Origin of the sequence: Streptomyces amritsarensis, assembly GCF_001953875.1 — a bacterium.
GTDB classification, from domain to species: Bacteria; Actinomycetota; Actinomycetes; order Streptomycetales; family Streptomycetaceae; genus Streptomyces; species Streptomyces amritsarensis.
Map to the genome: position 1 here is coordinate 1 of NZ_MQUR01000129.1, position 17,092 is coordinate 17,092.

Sequence of the window (17,092 nt, forward strand, 5' to 3'; positions counted from 1 at the left end):
CTAGCCCTGCGGCGGTCCTCGCCCCCCCCCCCACGCGCCGAAGGGCGGCACCCGGATCCCGGGTGCCGCCCTTCGGCATGTCTGCCGTCCGGTGTCACTTGCCCGCGCGCATGACCTCGGGCTCGTGGCGGCGCAGGAGGCGCTGCACCAGGAACCCGCAGGCGATGCCGAGGGCCAGCAGCACGATGATGTTCAGGCTCCACTGGCCGACCGTGGCGTCCCAGAGCGGGTCGGTGTTGGTCGGGTTGTCCTGGTCCCACGGCGGCATGAGCTTGCCGAGGTCCAGGGTGGCGCCGGCGGCGGCGATGGCCCAGCGGGACGGCATCAGCCAGGCGAACTGCTCCAGGCCCGGGGAGTCGTAGACCTGGAAGAGGATGCCGGTGAAGACGACCTGGACGATCGCGAACATGACCAGCAGCGGCATGGTCTTCTCGGCGGTCTTCACCAGCGAGGAGATCACCAGGCCGAACATCATCGAGGTGAAGCCGAGCGCGATGACCGACAGGCACAGCTCGACCGCCGGCGGCATCAGCAGGCCATCGAGGGGCAGGTCGCGCGGGGTGAAGCCGATCGCGCAGATGATCACGCCCTGGAGGGCCGTGATGAAGCCGAGGACGATCACCTTCGACATGAGGTACGCCGACCGGGACAGGCCGGTCGCGCGCTCGCGCTCGTAGATGACGCGTTCCTTGATCAGCTCTCGGACCGAGTTGGCTGCGCCGGAGAAGCACATGCCGACCGCGAGGATCAGCATGATCGTGCCCGCGTCGCCGTTGAAGCGCGACGGCGGGGTCGGCGGCGCCAGGCCGAAGGTCGCGGGGATGACCGTGGAGACCACGCCCAGGACGGCCGGCAGGATCAGCATCAGGCCCATGAAGCCCTTGTCCGACGCGATCACCGAGACGTAGCGGCGGATCAGCGTCCACAGCTGCGAGCCCCAGCCCTGCGGCTTGGTCGGGCGCATCTGCTGGGCCGACGGCATGACGACCGGCTGCGGGGCGACCGCGTCGAGCTCGGCGGCGTAGAGCTGGTAGTGCTGCGAGCCCTTCCAGCGGCCGGCCCAGTCGTAGTCGCGGTAGTTCTCGAAGGCCGAGAAGACGTCCGCCCACGTGCCGTAGCCGAAGAAGTTCAGCGCCTCGTCCGGCGGGCCGAAGTAGGCGACGGACCCGCCCGGGGCCATGACCAGCAGCTTGTCGCAGAGCGACAGCTCGGCGACGGAGTGGGTGACGACGAGGACCGTGCGGCCGTCGTCGGCCAGGCCGCGCAGCAGCTGCATGACGTCGCGGTCCATGCCCGGGTCGAGGCCGGAGGTCGGCTCGTCCAGGAAGATCAGCGAGGGCTTGGTGAGCAGCTCCAGGGCGACGGAGACGCGCTTGCGCTGGCCACCGGAGAGCGCGGTGATCTTCTTGTCCTTGTGGATGTCGAGCTTGAGCTCGCGCAGCACCTCGTCGATGCGGGCGGCGCGCTCGGCCTCGGCGGTGTCGCCGGGGAAGCGGAGCTTGGCCGCGTACTTGAGCGCGGTGCTGACCCTCAGCTCCTTGTGCAGGATGTCGTCCTGCGGGACCAGGCCGATGCGCTGGCGGAGCTCCGCGAACTGCTTGTACAGGTTGCGGTTGTCGTACAGGACGTCGCCCTGGTCGGCGGGCCGGTAGCCGGTCAGCGCCTTGAGCAGGGTGGACTTGCCGGAGCCGGACGGGCCGATGACGCCGATCAGCGACTTCTCCGGGACGCCGAAGGTGACGTCCTTGAGGATCTGCTTGCCGCCGTCGACCGTGACCGTGAGGTGGCGGGCCGAGAAGGAGACCTCACCGGTGTCGACGAACTCCTCGAGGCGGTCGCCGACGATCCGGAACGTCGAGTGGCCGACGCCCACGATGTCGTTCGGGCCGAGGAGCTGGGTCCCGGACTTGGGCAGCGGCTGACCGTTGACGTAGGTGCCGTTGTGGCTGCCGAGGTCACGGATCTCGAAGCGGCCGCCGGGCATCGAGTGGAATTCGGCGTGGTGGCGCGAGACCTGGAGGTCGGAGACCACCAACTCGTTCTCCAGCGCACGGCCGATCCGCATGACGTGGCCCAGCGAGAGCTGGTGGAACGTCGTCGGGCTGCGGTCGCCGCCGTAGCCGGGCGCTCCGCCCTGCGCCGGGCGGGGCGCGGCGCCGCCGCCCTGCTGGTGCGGGAGGTGGGCCTGCGGCTGCTGCGGCTGCTGGTGCTGCTGCTGGTTCCAGGCCTGCTGCGGCTGCTGCGGAGCCTGGTAGGCGGCCGCCTGCGGCTGGGCGTACGCCTGGGCCGGGGTCTGCTGCGCCTGCTGCTGGGCCACGGCCGGCTGCGGCGCGGCGGCGCTCAGATTCAGCCGCGGGCCGTCGGTGGCGTTGCCCAGGTGGACCGGCGTGCCGGGCACCAGCGCAGTCTGCTGGACCCTCGCCCCCTGCACATAGGTGCCGTTGGTGCTGCCGTGGTCCTCGAGCCCCCAACCCTGGCCGTTCCAGGCGATGGTGGCGTGCCGCCACGACACCCGCGCATCGTCGATCACCACGTCTCCCTGGGGGTCGCGCCCCAGCGAGTACGACCTGGACGGATCGAGCGTCCAGGTCCTGCCATTCAATTCCAGTACGAGTTCCGGCACTCCAGCCCCACTTAAGTCCCCCGAGAATCCCCCATGACGTCAGGGAGTCTAGGGATGGCGAACATCCGGGGGAACTATTTCAGGCCTGCCGCCGTATGTGGAATCCGGGCCTGGCCCGGGCGTCTACGTCTGCCCGTTGACGGGGTCGAAAGTCACCCGGAGAGTGAGATAGGGGACTTCTCGACCGGGGGTCCCGTCGTATACCGCTCGGCATGCATCGGGGGTCCACCGCGTGCGCCGCATCCGTTGGGGAGACGTGCTGCTGTCCGCCGTTGCCGCGGTGGGCTGGGCCCTGATCGCGATGGCGGGGGTGGCCGGCGTGGGGCTGCACCTGCTGGGCGCGGACGCTGCCGGGGGTTCGCTCGGGCCGATGACGGCCGCCGTGGTGGTCCTCGCCATCGGTGGAACCGTGGACCCTTCGGGTGACGTCTCGGTGTTCGGGGTTGCCGGGGCGGGGGCCGAAACCTCCCTGGACGTCATGCCCTTGGGGGTGTCGCTGGCCGGCGCCCTGGTGCTGGCCGGGGTGTTCCTGCGCTCGCTGCGGGCCGGGGCGGGCCCGGGCGAGACGGCGGCCAGGGTCGTGGCGTTCACGGCACTGCTCGTCGCGACGGCGGGCGGGCTGGCGTGGGCCGGGCACGACGTGGTCACGCTCGACGGCGCGTCGCTGCCGGGCACGCCGGTGCGGGTCGAGGTGCCGGGGATCGGGGACATCGGCGGGCTCCTCCCGGACCGGGTGGCGGACCTGGTCGAGGCGCGGACCCGGGTGGGTTTCTCCGTGGAGCCCGGGGCGACCCTGCTGGGCGCGGGCGTGTGGGCGCTCGCGGTGCTGGCGGTGGCGCTGCTGGTCTCGCGGCGCGGGCCCGCCGTGCTCGCCCGGGTGCGGCCCGCCGCGTCGGCGGTGGTGACGGCCCTGCTGGTCGCGGTGGCGGCGGGGCTGGCCGCGGCGGTGTGGGCGGCGGCGGGGGACGAACATCCCCGGCGGGTGCTGGGCGCCGCGCTGCTGGGCGCTCCGAACGGGAGCTGGCTGGGGGTGCTGCTGGGACTGTTCGTGCCGCTGCGCGGCGGGGCCGCCGGCGAGCCGGCGCGGCTGCTGCCCGATCCCCTGGACGAGCTGCTGTCCGCCTCCCTGCGGGAGCCGGTGACGGTGGCGGGGCTCGCGGAGTACGACGAGCGGGTCTGGCTGCTGGTCGCGGGGGTGTGGCTGCTGCTGCTCGCCGCGGGCGTGCTGGCGGCCGTACGGACTCCCGGGCGGGGCGTCGCGGGGTGCGCGGTGCGGCTGGGGGCGGTGACCGGGGTGGCCCTGGCGGTGCTGGTGCGGCTGACGCGGCTGTCGGCGGACGCCTCGCTGGCGGTGCTGGGCGTGGACATGGTGGACGCCGGGGTGGAGCTGCGGGGGGACGTCCCGTACGCCCTGCTGCTGGGCTCGGTGTGGGGTGCGCTGGCCGGTGCGGCCGGCGCGGTGCTGGCGGGCCGGCGCCGGGCCGCGGGCGCGGTGGCCGGGGCCCCGGGCGGCGCGGCCGGTGCGGGCCGGGCCGCCCCGGTGGATCCCGGTGCGCCCACGGGCCCGCACGGAGCGGGCCCGGGGGCGCCCGGGGCGCCGGGCGGTATGGGTGGGCCGGGTGCGCCGGGCGGTACGGGTGGGCCGCCGGGGTGGGTCGTTCCGTACCTGGATCCGGACGTCTCCTGGGACGTGACGGTCACCGGCATCCCGCCGCATCCGCCGCGGCGCACCCGGCCCCCGCAGCGGCCGCCCTTCACCCCGCCGCCCCCGCCGGGCGCGCCGCCGCCGCCGAAACCGCCGGGGCCGCCCGCCCCGCCGCGGTGACGGCCGGGCGGGACGCGGCACGTTCAGGAAATGGGACGGGGGTCCTGTCGCGGGAGCCGGGAAGATACGGTGAGGGCACCATGAGCGCATCGCAGACCTCCGACGTCCCCACCCTCCTCGTCAAGATCTTCGGCAAGGACCGTCCCGGGATCACCGCCGGGCTGTTCGACACCCTCGCCGCCTACTCCGTCGACGTCGTCGACATCGAGCAGGTCGTCACCCGTGGCCGCATCGTCCTGTGCGCCCTCGTCACCAAGCCCGCCGGCGGTACCGAGGGCGACCTGCGGGCCACCGTCCACAGCTGGGCCGAATCGCTCAAGCTGCAGGCCGAGATCCTCTCCGGCACGGGCGACAACCGGCCGCGCGGCAGCGGCCGGTCCCACGTCACCGTGCTCGGGCATCCGCTCACCGCGGAGTCCACGGCCGTCATCGCCGCGGAGATCACCGGGGCCGGCGGCAACATCGACCGTATCTTCCGACTGGCCAAGTACCCGGTGACCGCGGTGGAGTTCGCCGTCTCCGGCGTGGAGACCGAGCCGCTGCGCACCGCGCTGGCCACGGCCGCCGCGCACATCGGCGTGGACATCGCCGTGGTGTCGGCGGGTCTGCACCGCCGGGCGCAGCGCCTGGTCGTCATGGACGTGGACTCGACCCTCATCCAGGACGAGGTGATCGAGCTCTTCGCCGCCCATGCCGGGTGCGAGGCCGAGGTCGCCGAGGTCACCGAGCGGGCCATGCGCGGCGAGCTGGACTTCGAGCAGTCCCTGCACGCCCGGGTGGCGCTGCTGGCGGGCCTGGACGCGTCCGTCGTGGACAAGGTCCGCGCCGAGGTGCAGCTGACGCCGGGTGCGCGGACCCTGATCCGTACGCTCAAGCGGCTCGGCTACCAGGTGGGCGTGGTCTCCGGCGGCTTCACCCAGGTGACGGACGACCTGCGGGAGCGGCTGGGGCTGGACTTCGCCTCGGCCAACACCCTGGAGATCGTCGACGGGAAGCTGACGGGCAAGGTCACCGGGGAGATCGTGGACCGGGCGGGCAAGGCCCGGCTGCTGCGGCGCTTCGCCGCCGAGGCCGACGTACCGCTGTCCCAGACGGTGGCCATCGGCGATGGCGCCAACGACCTGGACATGCTGAACGCGGCCGGGCTGGGCGTGGCCTTCAACGCCAAGCCGGTGGTCCGCGAGGCCGCGCACACCGCGGTGAACGTGCCCTTCCTCGACGCGGTGCTGTACCTGCTGGGGATCACCCGGGAGGAGATCGAGGCGGCCGACCTGGCCTGATCCGTCACGGGTGCGCGAGGCGCCCCGGTCCCCGGACACGGGTGGGCCCCGGCGGCCGGTGCGGCTGCCGGGGCCCCTTCGCGTGCGGCGGCGGTCAGTGCCCCTTGGGGGTCCAGTAGTCCAGCAGGGTGCCGACCCCGTGCTCCAGGGATTTCCACGAGCCGGTGAAGGAGACGACGGCGAGCGCGGCGGTCGGGAATCCCGTACGGGTCATCCGTGCCAGGGTGTCCCCCTCCGCGCGCCCGGCGAGGGCGTCGGCGAGGGCGTGCATGCCGGGGTTGTGGCCGATGACGAGGAGGTCGCGGACCTCGTCGGAGACCTCGTTCAGCAGGGCGATGAGCTCGCCCGGCGAAGCGTCGTAGATCCGCTCCTCGTAGTGGGTCTTCGGCCGGTGCGGCATCTCCTGCACGGCGAGCTTCCAGGTCTCGCGGGTGCGGGCCGCGGTGGAGCAGAGGGCCAGGTCGAAGACGATGCCGGTCTCGGCGAGCTTCAGACCGACGGCGGGCGCGTCCTTGCGGCCCCGTTCCGCCAGCGGGCGGTCGTGGTCGGACACGTCGGGCCAGTCGGCCTTGGCATGCCGGAGGAGTGCGATCCTGCGGGGTGTGTCTGCGCTCATGGCTCCCAGCTTCGCACGAAACGGGCCATGGGGCGCAGGGTGTTGAGGGGGCTCATCCCGGGTGGTGAGGGGCGCTCGGGAGGTCAGCCGACGGCGCGCAGGAGCTGTTCGGCGACCTGCACGAGACCGGATACCTCGCCGGTGGCGGCGTGTGCCTCGCCGGAGCCGGCGAGGAGCAGCAGGAGGAGGCCGAAGGCGAGTGCGGGCAGGGCCAGCGCCCACCAGTGCAGCCGGGTGCTCGCGGGGGTCGCGGTGCGCGTCCGGCGGACGGACGGGAGGGACCGGGTGTGCGTGGGGGCCGACATGGCCGCCTCCGTGGGTGTGTGGACCGGACTGGCTCGCTGCCCTTCGAATCTATGGATTCGGGCCGGCGGTTCCCATCCGGGGCACACCCCACTTCACCCTGAGCCTGACCCCCTAGGGGTGGGTGGGGGTATCCCCACCCCCGCGTGCGGCGGCCGGCGTCACGGGCACGTCGTCACGGGGAGGCGATCGTCGCGATCACGGAGATGATCACGGAGACGACGAGCATGGCGCCGAGGACGAGGCCGAGCTTCCTGCGGCCGCCCTCCGGGTTGGGTTCGAGTACGGGTGACATGCCGGTCAGTCTCGCATGCCGCACTCGTCCTCGATCGTGCGGTCCCTGCCTGCGAGGACGCCGAGGGCGATCTGCGGGACGAGCAGGCCGGCCATCAGGGCGAGGGGCAGGTCCCAGCCTCCGCTGTGCTGGTAGAGGGTGCCGATGACGAGCGGGCCGGGGATGGAGATGAGGTAGCCGGTGCTCTGGGCGAAGGCGGAGAGCCTGACCACGCCGGCCGGGGACTTGGCGCGCAGTCCGATCATGGTGATGACGAGGGGGAACGCGCAGTTGGAGACGCCGAGCAGGAGGGCCCAGGCCCACGCTCCGGCGGCGGGGGCGAAGGAGAGCCCGAGGTAGCCGGTGAGGCCGAAGACGCCGAGGGTGACGGCGATGGCGCCCTGGTTCCTCATACGGCCGGCGAGGCCCGGGATGACGAAGGCGAGCGGGACTCCCATGACCATGGTGACGGCGAGCAGGACGCCGGCGGTGGAGGCGGAGACCCCGGCGTCGCGGAAGATCTGCGGGAGCCAGCCCATGGTGATGTACGCGCCGGTGGCCTGGAGGCCGAAGTAGCAGGCCAGGGCCCAGGCGGTGCGGCTGCGGACGACCCGCGGGCCGGCGTCGGCCCGTACGGCGGCGCTCGCGCCGGAGCCGGTGGCCGCGGCCTGGGCACGGTCGGCGCGGCGGGCGGCCCGGGTGATGGGCAGCCAGAGCAGTACGGCGGCCACGGCGAGGCAGGCCCATATCAGCAGGCCGGTGCGCCAGCTGCCGCCGAGGGCTTCGGTGAGGGGGACGGTGGCGGCGGCGGCGAGCGAGGTGCCGGCGGCCAGGGCCATGGAGTAGAGGCCGGTCATGGTGCCGACCCGGTCGGGGAAGTAGCGCTTGACGATCACCGGGAGCAGGACGTTGGTGAGGGCTATGCCGGCCAGGGACAGGGCGCTGGCGGCGAGGAAGCCGGCGGCGCCGCTCGCGAAGGGCCGGATCAGCAGCCCGGCGGCGACGGCGGCCATGCCGGCGCAGACGACGGCGACCGGGCCGAAGCGGCGGGAGAGGCGGGGCGCGGTGACGCCGAAGACGGCGAAGCACAGGGCCGGGACGGAGGTGATCAGTCCGGCGACGGTGCCGCTCATGCCCAGACCGGTGCGGGTCTCTTCGAAGAGGGCGCCGAGGCTGGTGATGGCGGGGCGCAGGTTGAGGGCGGCCAGGACGATTCCGACGATGAGGACCGGGCCGAGCCAGGTCGGCTGCGCCGTCGCGTGCGGGAGGGGGGTCCCGGCGCGGTCTGCGGCGGGTCGGTCGAGCGTCGTGGTTTCTTCCTCGGACATTCAACCATCATAGAATCATGGGATGATTGGTTGTCCAGTCGCCGTCCGCACGTGAGAGGAACCCATGCCGCTGACCTCGCCCCGGCGCTCCGCGCTCGTCGATCAGGTGATCGCCCAGCTGCGCAACCAGATCACCTCCGGGGAGTGGCCGGTGGGATCGCGCATCCCCACCGAGCCGGAGCTCGTGGAGCTGATGGGCGTCGCGCGCAACACCGTGCGCGAGGCCGTGCGCGCGCTGGCGCACAACGGCCTGCTCGACATCCGGCAGGGCTCGGGCACGTACGTCATCGCGACCAGCGAGCTGGCCGGCGTCATGCACCGGCGCTTCGCCGCGGCGGAGCCGAGGCACATCGCCGAGGTGCGCTCCACCCTGGAGTCCTCGGCGGCCCGGCTGGCGGCGCGGCGGCGCACGGACCGGGACCTGCTCCAGCTGGACGCCCTGCTGGCGCGCCGCGAGGAGGCCTGGGCGAGCGGGGACGCGGAGGTCTTCGTGGCGGCGGACGTGAGCCTGCACATGGCGGTGGTGGCGGCGTCGCACAACGACGTGCTGATCGAGCTGTACGCGGACCTCGGCGAGCTGGTGGCCGACTGGCTGCGGGCCGATGTGGGCACCGTGCTGGACCCTGCGGCCCATCTCGACCACGCCCGGCTGATCGAGGCGATCCGGCGCGGGGACGGGGACGCGGCGGCCTCGGAGGCCGCGGGCTACCCCTTCGTGTGCCTGGGCAAGGACGCACCGGGGGGTGCGGTCACGGCCGCCGGTGGCTGACCCAGGCCGCGCGGACCTCCTTCCAGCAGCGGCCGGTGAGCTCGGCCCGGGCGGCCGGGCCGACGGCCACGGCCGCGCCGTCGCCGTCCAGGTCCCACCAGCGGTCGCACTCGACGTGCAGGCTCACCAGGTCGGTCTCCGGATAGGCGTTGTGGCAGTGGGCGGTCACCTGGGAGCCCTCGATCGAGGTGGCGCAGTCGGCGCCGAAGAGTTCGCGGGCGGCGGGGCGCGAGGGCTGCGCGGGGGGTTCGGCGGGGATGTCGGAGAGGTCCACGACGGCCGGGGCCGCCGCCTCGGGGCCGGTGGCGGCTTCTTCTGCGGGGGTCTGTGCGGCCACGGCCGGGATCAGGAGTCCGGTCACGATCACCGATGTGACCAGTATCGATACCGCTCGGCTCGGCCTGGTGCGCACTCCTGCCTCCTCCCCGCCGGAGCCGGGCAGATCCCGACCTGGCCAGTTTGCAGGTATCTGTCCCGGTTTTCGACTCGGGAAGATCCGGTCGGCCGGTGAACATCCGAGCGAGGGGCGCCCCTGCGGCCCGCCCTGGCCCGCGGGCGTGGCCCGCCCTGGCCCGCCCGCGCCGCGGCCGGGCCGGCCCCGGCCCCGCCGGGCGCCCGGCGCGCACAACGACGACGGCGGCGGCTGCGCCTCCCGGAGGGAAGGCGCGGCCGCCGCCGTACGACACGCTGTTCTGACCTGGGGTCAGGCACCCATCGCGTGGACGCCGCCGTCCACGTGGACGATCTCGCCGGTGGTCTTCGGGAACCAGTCCGACAGCAGGGCGACGACGCCTCGGCCGGTCGGCTCCGGGTCGCTCATGTCCCACGACAGCATGGAGCGGGTGTTCCAGACCTCGGCCAGCTCGCCGAATCCCGGGATGGACTTCGCGGCCATGGAGCCGATCGGGCCCGCCGAGACCAGGTTGCAGCGGATGTTCTCCTTGCCCAGGTCGCGGGCGAGGTAGCGGCTGGTGGCCTCCAGCGCGGCCTTGGCCGGGCCCATCCAGTCGTACTGCGGCCAGGCGAACTGCGCGTCGAAGGTGAGGCCGACGACGGCTCCGCCCTCCGCCGGGAACAGCGGCTTGCAGGCCATGGTCAGCGACTTCAGCGAGAACGCCGAGACGTGCATGGCGGTGGCGACCGACTCGAACGGCGTGTTCAGGAAGTTGCCGCCGAGGGCGTCCTGCGGCGCGAAGCCGATGGAGTGCACGACACCGTCGAGGCCGCCGAGCTCGTCGCGGACGAGGCCCTCCAGGCGGGCCAGGTGCTCGTCGTTGGTGACGTCGAGCTCGATCACCTTGACCGGCTTGGGCAGCTTCTTCGCGATGCGCTCCGTCAGCGACGGGCGCGGCCACGCGGTGAGGATGACCTCGGCGCCCTGCTCCTGCGCCAGCTTGGCCGTGTGGAAGGCGATGGAGGACTCCATCAGCACCCCCGTGATGAGGATGCGCTTGCCCTCGAGAATTCCGCTCATGGTGATCAGTGACCCATGCCCAATCCGCCGTCAACGGGAATGACGGCTCCGGTGATGTACGCGGCGTCGTCGGACGCCAGGAAGCGGACGGCTGCCGCGATCTCCTCGGGCTGCGCGTAGCGGGCGAGCGGCACCTGCGCCACGATCCCCGCGCGCTGCTCGTCGGTGAGCACCTTCGTCATGTCGGTGTCCACGAACCCGGGCGCGACCACGTTGAAGGTGATGTTGCGGGAGCCCAGCTCGCGGGCGAGCGAGCGGGCGAAGCCGACCAGCGCGGCCTTGGAGGCGGCGTAGTTGGCCTGCCCCGCCGAGCCGAGGAGCCCGACGACCGAGGAGATCAGGACGACGCGGCCCTTCTTCGCGCGGAGCATGCCGCGGTTCGCGCGCTTGACCACCCGGAAGGTGCCGGTGAGGTTGGTGTCGACGACCGAGGCGAAGTCCTCCTCGGACATCCGCATCAGCAGCGTGTCCTTGGTGATGCCGGCGTTGGCCACGAGCACCTCGACCGCGCCGTGCGCTTCCTCGATCTGCTTGTAGGCCTGCTCCACCTGCTCGGAGTCGGTGATGTCGCACCGCACCGCCAGGACACCGAGATCGGTCAGGGCCTGCGGCGGCTCACCCGACCGGTACGTGATCGCGACCTTGTCGCCCGCCTCCGCGAAGGCTCGGGCGATGGCGAGGCCGATGCCCCGGTTTCCTCCGGTGACGAGAACCGAGCGGCTCAACGGATCACCCTTTCGCTAGCGGTCTGAATACCGAAAACCTATAGGTCGCATCGCTCGTCCGGGGAATCGACCCCCGACAGGGCCTCGCAGCGGGCTCTGTCGAGTCCCTACAGAAAGATGTAGGCACAAGCGCCCCGATCACGACATGATCGGGGCGACCGTCCCCGACCCCGGGAGGACTTCCGTGCCCCATTCCATCGACGCGGCCTTCACCGCGCTGCCCTTGCGGGCGCTCGCCGACGCGGCGCTCGCCCGGGCCCGCGCGCTGGGCGCCGAGCATGCCGACTTCCGGCTGGAGCGGATCCGCAGCGCCTCGTGGCGGCTGCGCGACGCCAAGCCCTCCGGCGGGTCCGACACCACCGACCTCGGCTACGCGGTCCGGGTCGTGCACGCGGGCAGCTGGGGGTTCGCCTCCGGCGTCGACCTCACGATGGACGGCGCCGCCAAGGTGGCCTCGCAGGCCGTGGCCATGGCGAAGCTGTCCGCCCAGGTGATCAAGGCCGCCGGTTCGGACGAGCGCGTGGAGCTCGCCGAGGAGCCGGTGCACGCGGACCGGACGTGGATCTCCGCCTACGAGGTGAACCCCTTCGAGGTGCCGGACGCGGAGAAGGCGGCGCTGCTCGCCGACTGGAGCTCGCGACTGCTGGCGGCCGACGGCGTCGCCCACGTGGACGCCTCGCTGCTCGCCGTCCACGAGAACAAGTTCTACGCCGACACCGCGGGGACCACCACCACGCAGCAGCGGGTCCGGATCCACCCGCAGGTCACGGCGGTCGCCGTGAACGGCACGACCGGCGAGTTCGACTCGATGCGCACCATCGCCCCGCCCGCCGGCCGCGGCTGGGAGTACCTGACGGGCACCGGCTGGGACTGGGACGCCGAGCTGGAGGAGATCCCCGGCCTGCTCGCCGAGAAGATGCGGGCGCCGAGCGTGCAGGCCGGCCGCTACGACCTGGTGGTGGACCCGTCCAACCTGTGGCTCACCATCCACGAGTCCATCGGCCACGCCACCGAGCTCGACCGGGCGCTGGGCTACGAGGCGGCGTACGCGGGGACCTCCTTCGCCACCTTCGACCAGCTGGGCAAGCTCAAGTACGGCTCCTCGATCATGAACGTGACGGGCGACCGCACCGCCGAGCACGGGCTGGCCACCGTCGGCTTCGACGACGAGGGCGTCCAGGCGCAGAGCTGGGACCTGGTCAAGGACGGCACCCTGGTCGGCTACCAGACCGACCGGCGCATCGCGCAGCTGACCGGCCTCGGACGCTCCAACGGCTGCGCGTTCGCCGACTCCCCCGGGCACGTGCCCGTGCAGCGGATGGCGAACGTGTCGCTCCAGCCGGATCCCGGCGGGCTGTCGACCGAGGACCTGATCGGCGGCGTGGAGCGCGGGATCTACGTGGTCGGCGACCGCTCCTGGTCGATCGACATGCAGCGCTACAACTTCCAGTTCACCGGGCAGCGGTTCTTCCGGATCGAGAACGGCAGGCTGGCCGGGCAGCTGCGCGACGTCGCCTACCAGGCCACCACCACCGACTTCTGGGGCTCGATGGAGAAGGTCGGCGGCCCGCAGACCTATGTCCTGGGCGGCGCCTTCAACTGCGGCAAGGCCCAGCCGGGCCAGGTCGCGGCGGTCTCGCACGGCTGCCCGTCCGCGCTGTTCCGCGACGTGAACATCCTGAACACCACGCAGGAGGCCGGCCGATGACCACGCACGATCACCACGGGATCCGCCGGGGGTCCGGGGGTCGCCCCCCGGGACGGCACAGTCTGAACACCACGCAGGAGGCCGGCCGATGAGCCGATCGACCAAGCCGCACGAGATCGTCGAGCGGGCCCTGGAGCTGTCCACCGCCGACGGATGCGTCGTCATCGCCGACGAGGAGTCGAGCGCCAACCTGCGCTGGGCCGGCAACGCCCTCACCACCAACGGCGTCACCCGCGGCCGGACCCTGACGGTCATCGCCACCGTCGACGGCAAGGAGGGCACGGCCTCGGGGGTCGTGTCGCGTTCCGCCGTCACCGCGGAGGACCTGGAGCCCCTCGTGCGGGCCGCCGAGGCGGCCGCGCGGGGCGCGGGTCCGGCCGAGGACGCCCAGCCGCTGGTCACCGGGACCCCGGTGTCGCCGGACTTCACCGACGCCCCGGCCGAGACCGGCTCCGCGGTGTTCGCGGACTTCGCCCCGGCCCTCGGCGAGGCCTTCGCCCGGGCCCGGGCGGGCGGCCGGGAGCTGTATGGCTTCGCCCACCACGAGCTGGTCTCCACCTACGTCGGCACCTCGACCGGCCTGCGACTGCGCCACGACCAGCCCAACGGCACCCTGGAGCTCAACGCGAAGTCCCCGGACCGCCTGCGCTCGGCCTGGGCCGGCCGCTCCACCCGGGACTTCAAGGACGTGGACCCGACCGCGCTGGACGCGGAGCTCGCCGTACGCCTGGGCTGGGCGGAGCGGAAGATCGACCTGCCCGCCGGCCGGTACGAGACCCTGCTGCCGCCGACGGCCGTGGCGGACCTGCTGATCTACCAGATGTGGTCGGCGTCGGCGCGAGACGCGGTGGAGGGCCGTACGGTCTTCTCCAAGCCCGGCGGCGGCACCCGGCTCGGCGAGCGGCTCACCGAGCTGCCGCTGACCCTGCGCAGCGACCCGAACGCGCCCGGCCTGGAGTGCGCCCCGTTCGTCATCGCCCACAGCTCCGGCGACGACGTCTCGGCCTTCGACAACGGCCTGCCGGTCCCGGCGACCGAGTGGATCTCGAACGGCGAGCTGGCCAGGCTCTCCACGACCCGGCACACGGCCGGCCTGACCGGGCTGCCGGTCTCCCCCGGCTTCGGGAACCTGATCCTGGACGGCGGCGGCGAGAAGTCCCTCGACGAGATGGTCGCGGACACCGAGCGGGGCCTGCTGCTGACCTGCCTGTGGTACATCCGCGAGGTGGACCCGGCCACGCTGCTGCTCACGGGCCTCACCCGGGACGGCGTCTACCTGGTGGAGAACGGGCAGGTCGTCGGCGAGGTGAACAACTTCCGGTTCAACGAGTCCCCCGTGGACCTGCTGTCGCGGGCCTCGGAGGCGGGCCGGACGGAGAAGACCCTGCCGCGCGAGTGGAGCGACTGGTTCACGCGGGCCGCGATGCCGGCTGTCCGCATCCCGGACTTCAACATGAGTTCGGTGAGCAAGGGCGTCTGACCCACCTAGACTGAGCACGGCATTTCCACAAAACGTAAGGAGTCGAGAGACCGTGACGGACATCGTCGACGAACTGAAGTGGCGCGGGCTCTTCGCCCAGTCCACCGACGAAGAAGCGCTGCGCAAGGCCTTCGCGGACGGTCCGGTCACGTTCTATTGCGGCTACGACCCGACCGCCGCCTCGCTGCACGTCGGCCACCTGGTGCAGGTGCTCACGATGCGGCGGCTGCAGCTGGCGGGCAACCGGCCGCTCGCGCTGGTCGGCGGGGCCACCGGTCAGATCGGCGACCCCCGTCCGACCGCCGAGCGCACCCTGAACGACCCCGCGGTCATCGCGGAGTGGGTGAACCGGCTGCGCTCGCAGATCGAGCCGTTCCTGTCCTTCGAGGGCGAGAACGCCGCGGTCATGGTCAACAACCTGGACTGGACGGCGGGCATGTCCGCCATCGAGTTCCTGCGGGACATCGGCAAGCACTTCCGCGTCAACAAGATGCTGACGAAGGACTCGGTCGCCAAGCGGCTGGAGTCGGACCAGGGCATCAGCTACACGGAGTTCAGCTACCAGCTGCTCCAGGGCATGGACTTCCTGGAGCTGTACCGGCGCCACGGCTGCACCCTGCAGCAGGGCGGCTCGGACCAGTGGGGCAACCTGACGGCCGGCCTCGATCTGATCCACCGGGTCGAGCCGGACGCGCACGTCCACGCGATGGCGACCCCGCTGATGGTCAAGGCGGACGGCACCAAGTTCGGCAAGACCGAGGGCGGGGCCGTCTGGCTGGACCCGGAGATGACCACGCCGTACGCGTTCTACCAGTTCTGGCTGAACGTGGACGACCGGGACATCTCCACCTACATGCGGATTCTCTCCTTCAAGTCCCGTGAGGAGCTGGAGGAGCTGGAGGCGCAGACCGCCGAGCGGCCGCAGGCGCGTGCCGCGCAGCGGGCGCTGGCGGAAGAGCTGACCGCGCTGGTGCACGGCGCCGACCAGTGCGCCGCCGTGATCGCCGCTTCGCGGGCGCTGTTCGGCCAGGGCGACCTGGCCGAGCTGGACGAGGCCACGCTGGCCGCGGCCCTGTCCGAGCTGCCGCACGCCAAGGTGGCGGAGCTGGGCCCGGTGGTGGACCTCTTCGCGGAGACGGGTCTGGTCGCGAGCAAGTCGGCCGGGCGCCGGACCGTTAAGGAGGGCGGCGCCTACGTGAACAACACGAAGGTCACCGCCGAGGACGCGGTCCCCGCCGAGGAGGACCTGCTGCACGGGCGCTGGCTGGTCCTGCGCCGCGGCAAGAAGAACCTGGCGGCGGTCGAGGTCGCCGGCGCCTGACGCGTCGCGGCAGGCCGACCCGTACGGCACACGGCTCAGGGGCCGGTTCGGACTTCACGGTCCGGCCGGCCCCTGCGTCCACGGGGCGGTCCTTGCGCCGATGGGGCGCGGATGCCCGCGGGAGCGGCTCAGGTCATCTGGCGACTGCCTCCGCGCATCGCCTTGTAGGCCATCTCGCCGAGGAAGACGAAGAGGACCGCTCCCGCGAGCTGCAGGAGGTGGCGGGTCCAGTCGATGCCCCGGGTGTCGGCGACGCCGATCCAGGCGGCGACGGCATTGCCGAGGACGCCGCCGATGATGCCCATCAGCGTGGTCAGCCACAGCGGCTGGTGCTGTTTGCCCGGCAGGACGGCCTTGGCTATCAGCCCCAGTACGAAACCGACGATGATCGCCCACAACCAGCTCATGTCCAGCCTCCTCCCGGCGCGGTGTGCGCACGTGGGCCCAGTGTCGACCCGTCCGACGTACCGCGCATTTCGGGCGGCGCCCTCGGGGGTCCCCCTGTCCCCCCGGCGGCGGGGGCGGCGTACCGTGGAAGGGTCCGGTCCGGGGAAGGGCCGGCCGGCGATCGGGTGGTAGGACGTGGAACGGGTGAAGCGAAAGAAGCGGAACGGGGCCGAGGTCTTCCGGATCACCGGTGCCCGGATGGGGCTCGCCGAGGACGTACGGGGCCGCCAGCGGCGTTACGTGATCTCGATGGCCGTCAGGACCCTTTCGGTCATCGCGACCGTGCTCTTGTGGAACGTGTCGCGCCCCGTGGCCGTCGTGACGCTCGTCGCGGGCGCCCTGCTGCCGTACGTGGCCGTGGTCATCGCCAACGCGGGCCGTGAGTCGGCGCCGTCGCTGCCGTCCCATTTCGTCCCGGCTCCCGTCCGTCCGGCTCTGGACGCGGGAAACCTCAAGAAAAGCTCAGATCAATCATGAAGTTCCGGTGCACCGCACCGGGTCCTGCGTGACATACTGCTCACGCGCTCCGCATCCCCCGTCGGAGCGACGGACCGACGCCGGGCAGCTCCCCCCGTGGCTGCTCGGCGTCGCCTTTCCGTTCTAGGGTGAGGTCGTGACTTCCTCCGACTCCCCCACCCCCGGTGACATCCCCACCTGCTCGGCCAAGGGCTGCCGTGACGCGGCCGTCTGGGTCCTCGCGTGGAACAACCCGACGCTGCACACCCCGGAGCGGCGCAAGACGTGGCTGGCGTGCGAGGAGCACCGCGAGCACCTCTCCCAGTTCCTGGGGGTGCGCGGTTTCCTCAAGGACGTCGTGAAGCTCGACGCGTGGGTGCAGCCGGAGGGCTCGGAGCGACTGCGCTGACCCGGCGCGGCGGCCGGCCCGTCCGGCCGCCGGTACGGACCGGCGGGCCGGCCG

Annotated in this window: 17 protein-coding genes; 8 read left to right on the plus strand and 9 right to left on the minus strand. The window is 72.5% G+C overall.

The annotated features are described in order from the left end of the window. Positions 1-94: 94 nt before the first annotated feature. A complete protein-coding gene (locus AVW11_RS32625) occupies positions 95-2,623 on the minus strand; it encodes an ABC transporter ATP-binding protein/permease (RefSeq protein ID WP_076046836.1) in 2,529 nt (842 codons plus the stop codon). Between the two features lie 232 nt (positions 2,624-2,855). Between AVW11_RS32625 and AVW11_RS32630 the strand changes: the two genes are divergently transcribed. Both AVW11_RS32630 and serB read left to right on the plus strand, forming a co-directional pair. Beyond that, positions 2,856-4,448: a streptophobe family protein gene (locus tag AVW11_RS32630; RefSeq protein ID WP_338058888.1), complete on the plus strand. Its 1,593-nt coding sequence runs from the start codon at positions 2,856-2,858 to the stop codon at positions 4,446-4,448. An 80-nt stretch (positions 4,449-4,528) separates the two neighbouring features. After that, the gene (gene serB, locus AVW11_RS32635; protein WP_030849760.1) at positions 4,529-5,728 is read left to right on the plus strand and encodes a phosphoserine phosphatase SerB; all 1,200 of its coding nucleotides are present in this window, start codon (positions 4,529-4,531) and stop codon (positions 5,726-5,728) included. Between the two features lie 94 nt (positions 5,729-5,822). Here the strand turns inward: serB and AVW11_RS32640 are convergent, their stop codons facing one another. The 4 genes from AVW11_RS32640 to AVW11_RS32650 form a co-directional block, all read right to left on the minus strand. Continuing rightward, positions 5,823-6,344: a SixA phosphatase family protein gene (locus AVW11_RS32640; RefSeq protein ID WP_030849757.1), complete on the minus strand. Its 522-nt coding sequence runs from the start codon at positions 6,342-6,344 to the stop codon at positions 5,823-5,825. A gap of 83 nt (positions 6,345-6,427) precedes the next feature. Then, positions 6,428-6,649: a hypothetical protein gene (locus AVW11_RS32645; protein ID WP_030849754.1), complete on the minus strand. Its 222-nt coding sequence runs from the start codon at positions 6,647-6,649 to the stop codon at positions 6,428-6,430. A gap of 173 nt (positions 6,650-6,822) precedes the next feature. Then, entirely contained in the window at positions 6,823-6,942 is a 120-nt protein-coding gene (locus AVW11_RS39045) for an SGM_5486 family transporter-associated protein (RefSeq protein ID WP_257855467.1), read from the minus strand. A 5-nt stretch (positions 6,943-6,947) separates the two neighbouring features. After that, the gene (locus tag AVW11_RS32650; RefSeq protein ID WP_030849751.1) at positions 6,948-8,249 is read right to left on the minus strand and encodes a CynX/NimT family MFS transporter; all 1,302 of its coding nucleotides are present in this window, start codon (positions 8,247-8,249) and stop codon (positions 6,948-6,950) included. Positions 8,250-8,313: 64 nt separating this feature from the next. Here AVW11_RS32650 and AVW11_RS32655 point away from each other — a divergent pair, with 64 nt between their 5' ends. Then, entirely contained in the window at positions 8,314-9,018 is a 705-nt protein-coding gene (locus AVW11_RS32655) for a FadR/GntR family transcriptional regulator (RefSeq protein ID WP_030849748.1), read from the plus strand. Here the strand turns inward: AVW11_RS32655 and AVW11_RS32660 are convergent. The 3 genes from AVW11_RS32660 to fabG all read right to left on the minus strand — a co-directional run bounded on the left by AVW11_RS32660 (position 8,999) and on the right by fabG (position 11,217). Beyond that, positions 8,999-9,379, minus strand: a complete 381-nt coding sequence (locus AVW11_RS32660; protein WP_225884687.1) for a hypothetical protein — start codon at positions 9,377-9,379, stop codon at positions 8,999-9,001. The two genes, AVW11_RS32655 and AVW11_RS32660, sit on opposite strands and share 20 nt — an antisense overlap. 342 nt (positions 9,380-9,721) lie before the next feature. Next, positions 9,722-10,492: an enoyl-ACP reductase FabI gene (gene fabI / locus AVW11_RS32665; protein WP_030849743.1), complete on the minus strand. Its 771-nt coding sequence runs from the start codon at positions 10,490-10,492 to the stop codon at positions 9,722-9,724. 5 nt (positions 10,493-10,497) lie between these two features. Next, positions 10,498-11,217, minus strand: coding sequence for a 3-oxoacyl-[acyl-carrier-protein] reductase (gene fabG / locus AVW11_RS32670; protein WP_030849740.1), 720 nt, complete (start codon positions 11,215-11,217; stop codon positions 10,498-10,500). Positions 11,218-11,362: 145 nt separating this feature from the next. Between fabG and AVW11_RS32675 the strand changes: the two genes are divergently transcribed. The 3 genes from AVW11_RS32675 (at position 11,363) to tyrS (ending at position 15,726) form a co-directional block, all read left to right on the plus strand. Then, positions 11,363-12,925: a TldD/PmbA family protein gene (locus AVW11_RS32675; protein WP_413081427.1), complete on the plus strand. Its 1,563-nt coding sequence runs from the start codon at positions 11,363-11,365 to the stop codon at positions 12,923-12,925. Between the two features lie 88 nt (positions 12,926-13,013). Beyond that, positions 13,014-14,405, plus strand: coding sequence for a metallopeptidase TldD-related protein (locus AVW11_RS32680; RefSeq protein ID WP_030849734.1), 1,392 nt, complete (start codon positions 13,014-13,016; stop codon positions 14,403-14,405). Positions 14,406-14,457: 52 nt separating this feature from the next. Continuing rightward, a complete protein-coding gene (tyrS, locus tag AVW11_RS32685; RefSeq protein ID WP_060180234.1) occupies positions 14,458-15,726 on the plus strand; it encodes a tyrosine--tRNA ligase in 1,269 nt (422 codons plus the stop codon). 128 nt (positions 15,727-15,854) lie between these two features. Here tyrS and AVW11_RS32690 read toward each other — a convergent pair whose 3' ends face one another. After that, positions 15,855-16,133 carry a GlsB/YeaQ/YmgE family stress response membrane protein gene (locus AVW11_RS32690; RefSeq protein WP_030849728.1) on the minus strand — a complete coding sequence of 93 codons (279 nt, stop codon included), beginning with the start codon at positions 16,131-16,133 and terminating at the stop codon, positions 15,855-15,857. Between the two features lie 238 nt (positions 16,134-16,371). Between AVW11_RS32690 and AVW11_RS32695 the strand changes: the two genes are divergently transcribed. Together AVW11_RS32695 and AVW11_RS32700 are read left to right on the plus strand one after the other, a co-directional pair. After that, positions 16,372-16,650, plus strand: coding sequence for a DUF3099 domain-containing protein (locus AVW11_RS32695; protein WP_060180276.1), 279 nt, complete (start codon positions 16,372-16,374; stop codon positions 16,648-16,650). Positions 16,651-16,786: 136 nt separating this feature from the next. Further along, positions 16,787-17,038 carry a hypothetical protein gene (locus tag AVW11_RS32700; protein ID WP_076046837.1) on the plus strand — a complete coding sequence of 84 codons (252 nt, stop codon included), beginning with the start codon at positions 16,787-16,789 and terminating at the stop codon, positions 17,036-17,038. Positions 17,039-17,092 lie beyond the last annotated feature (54 nt).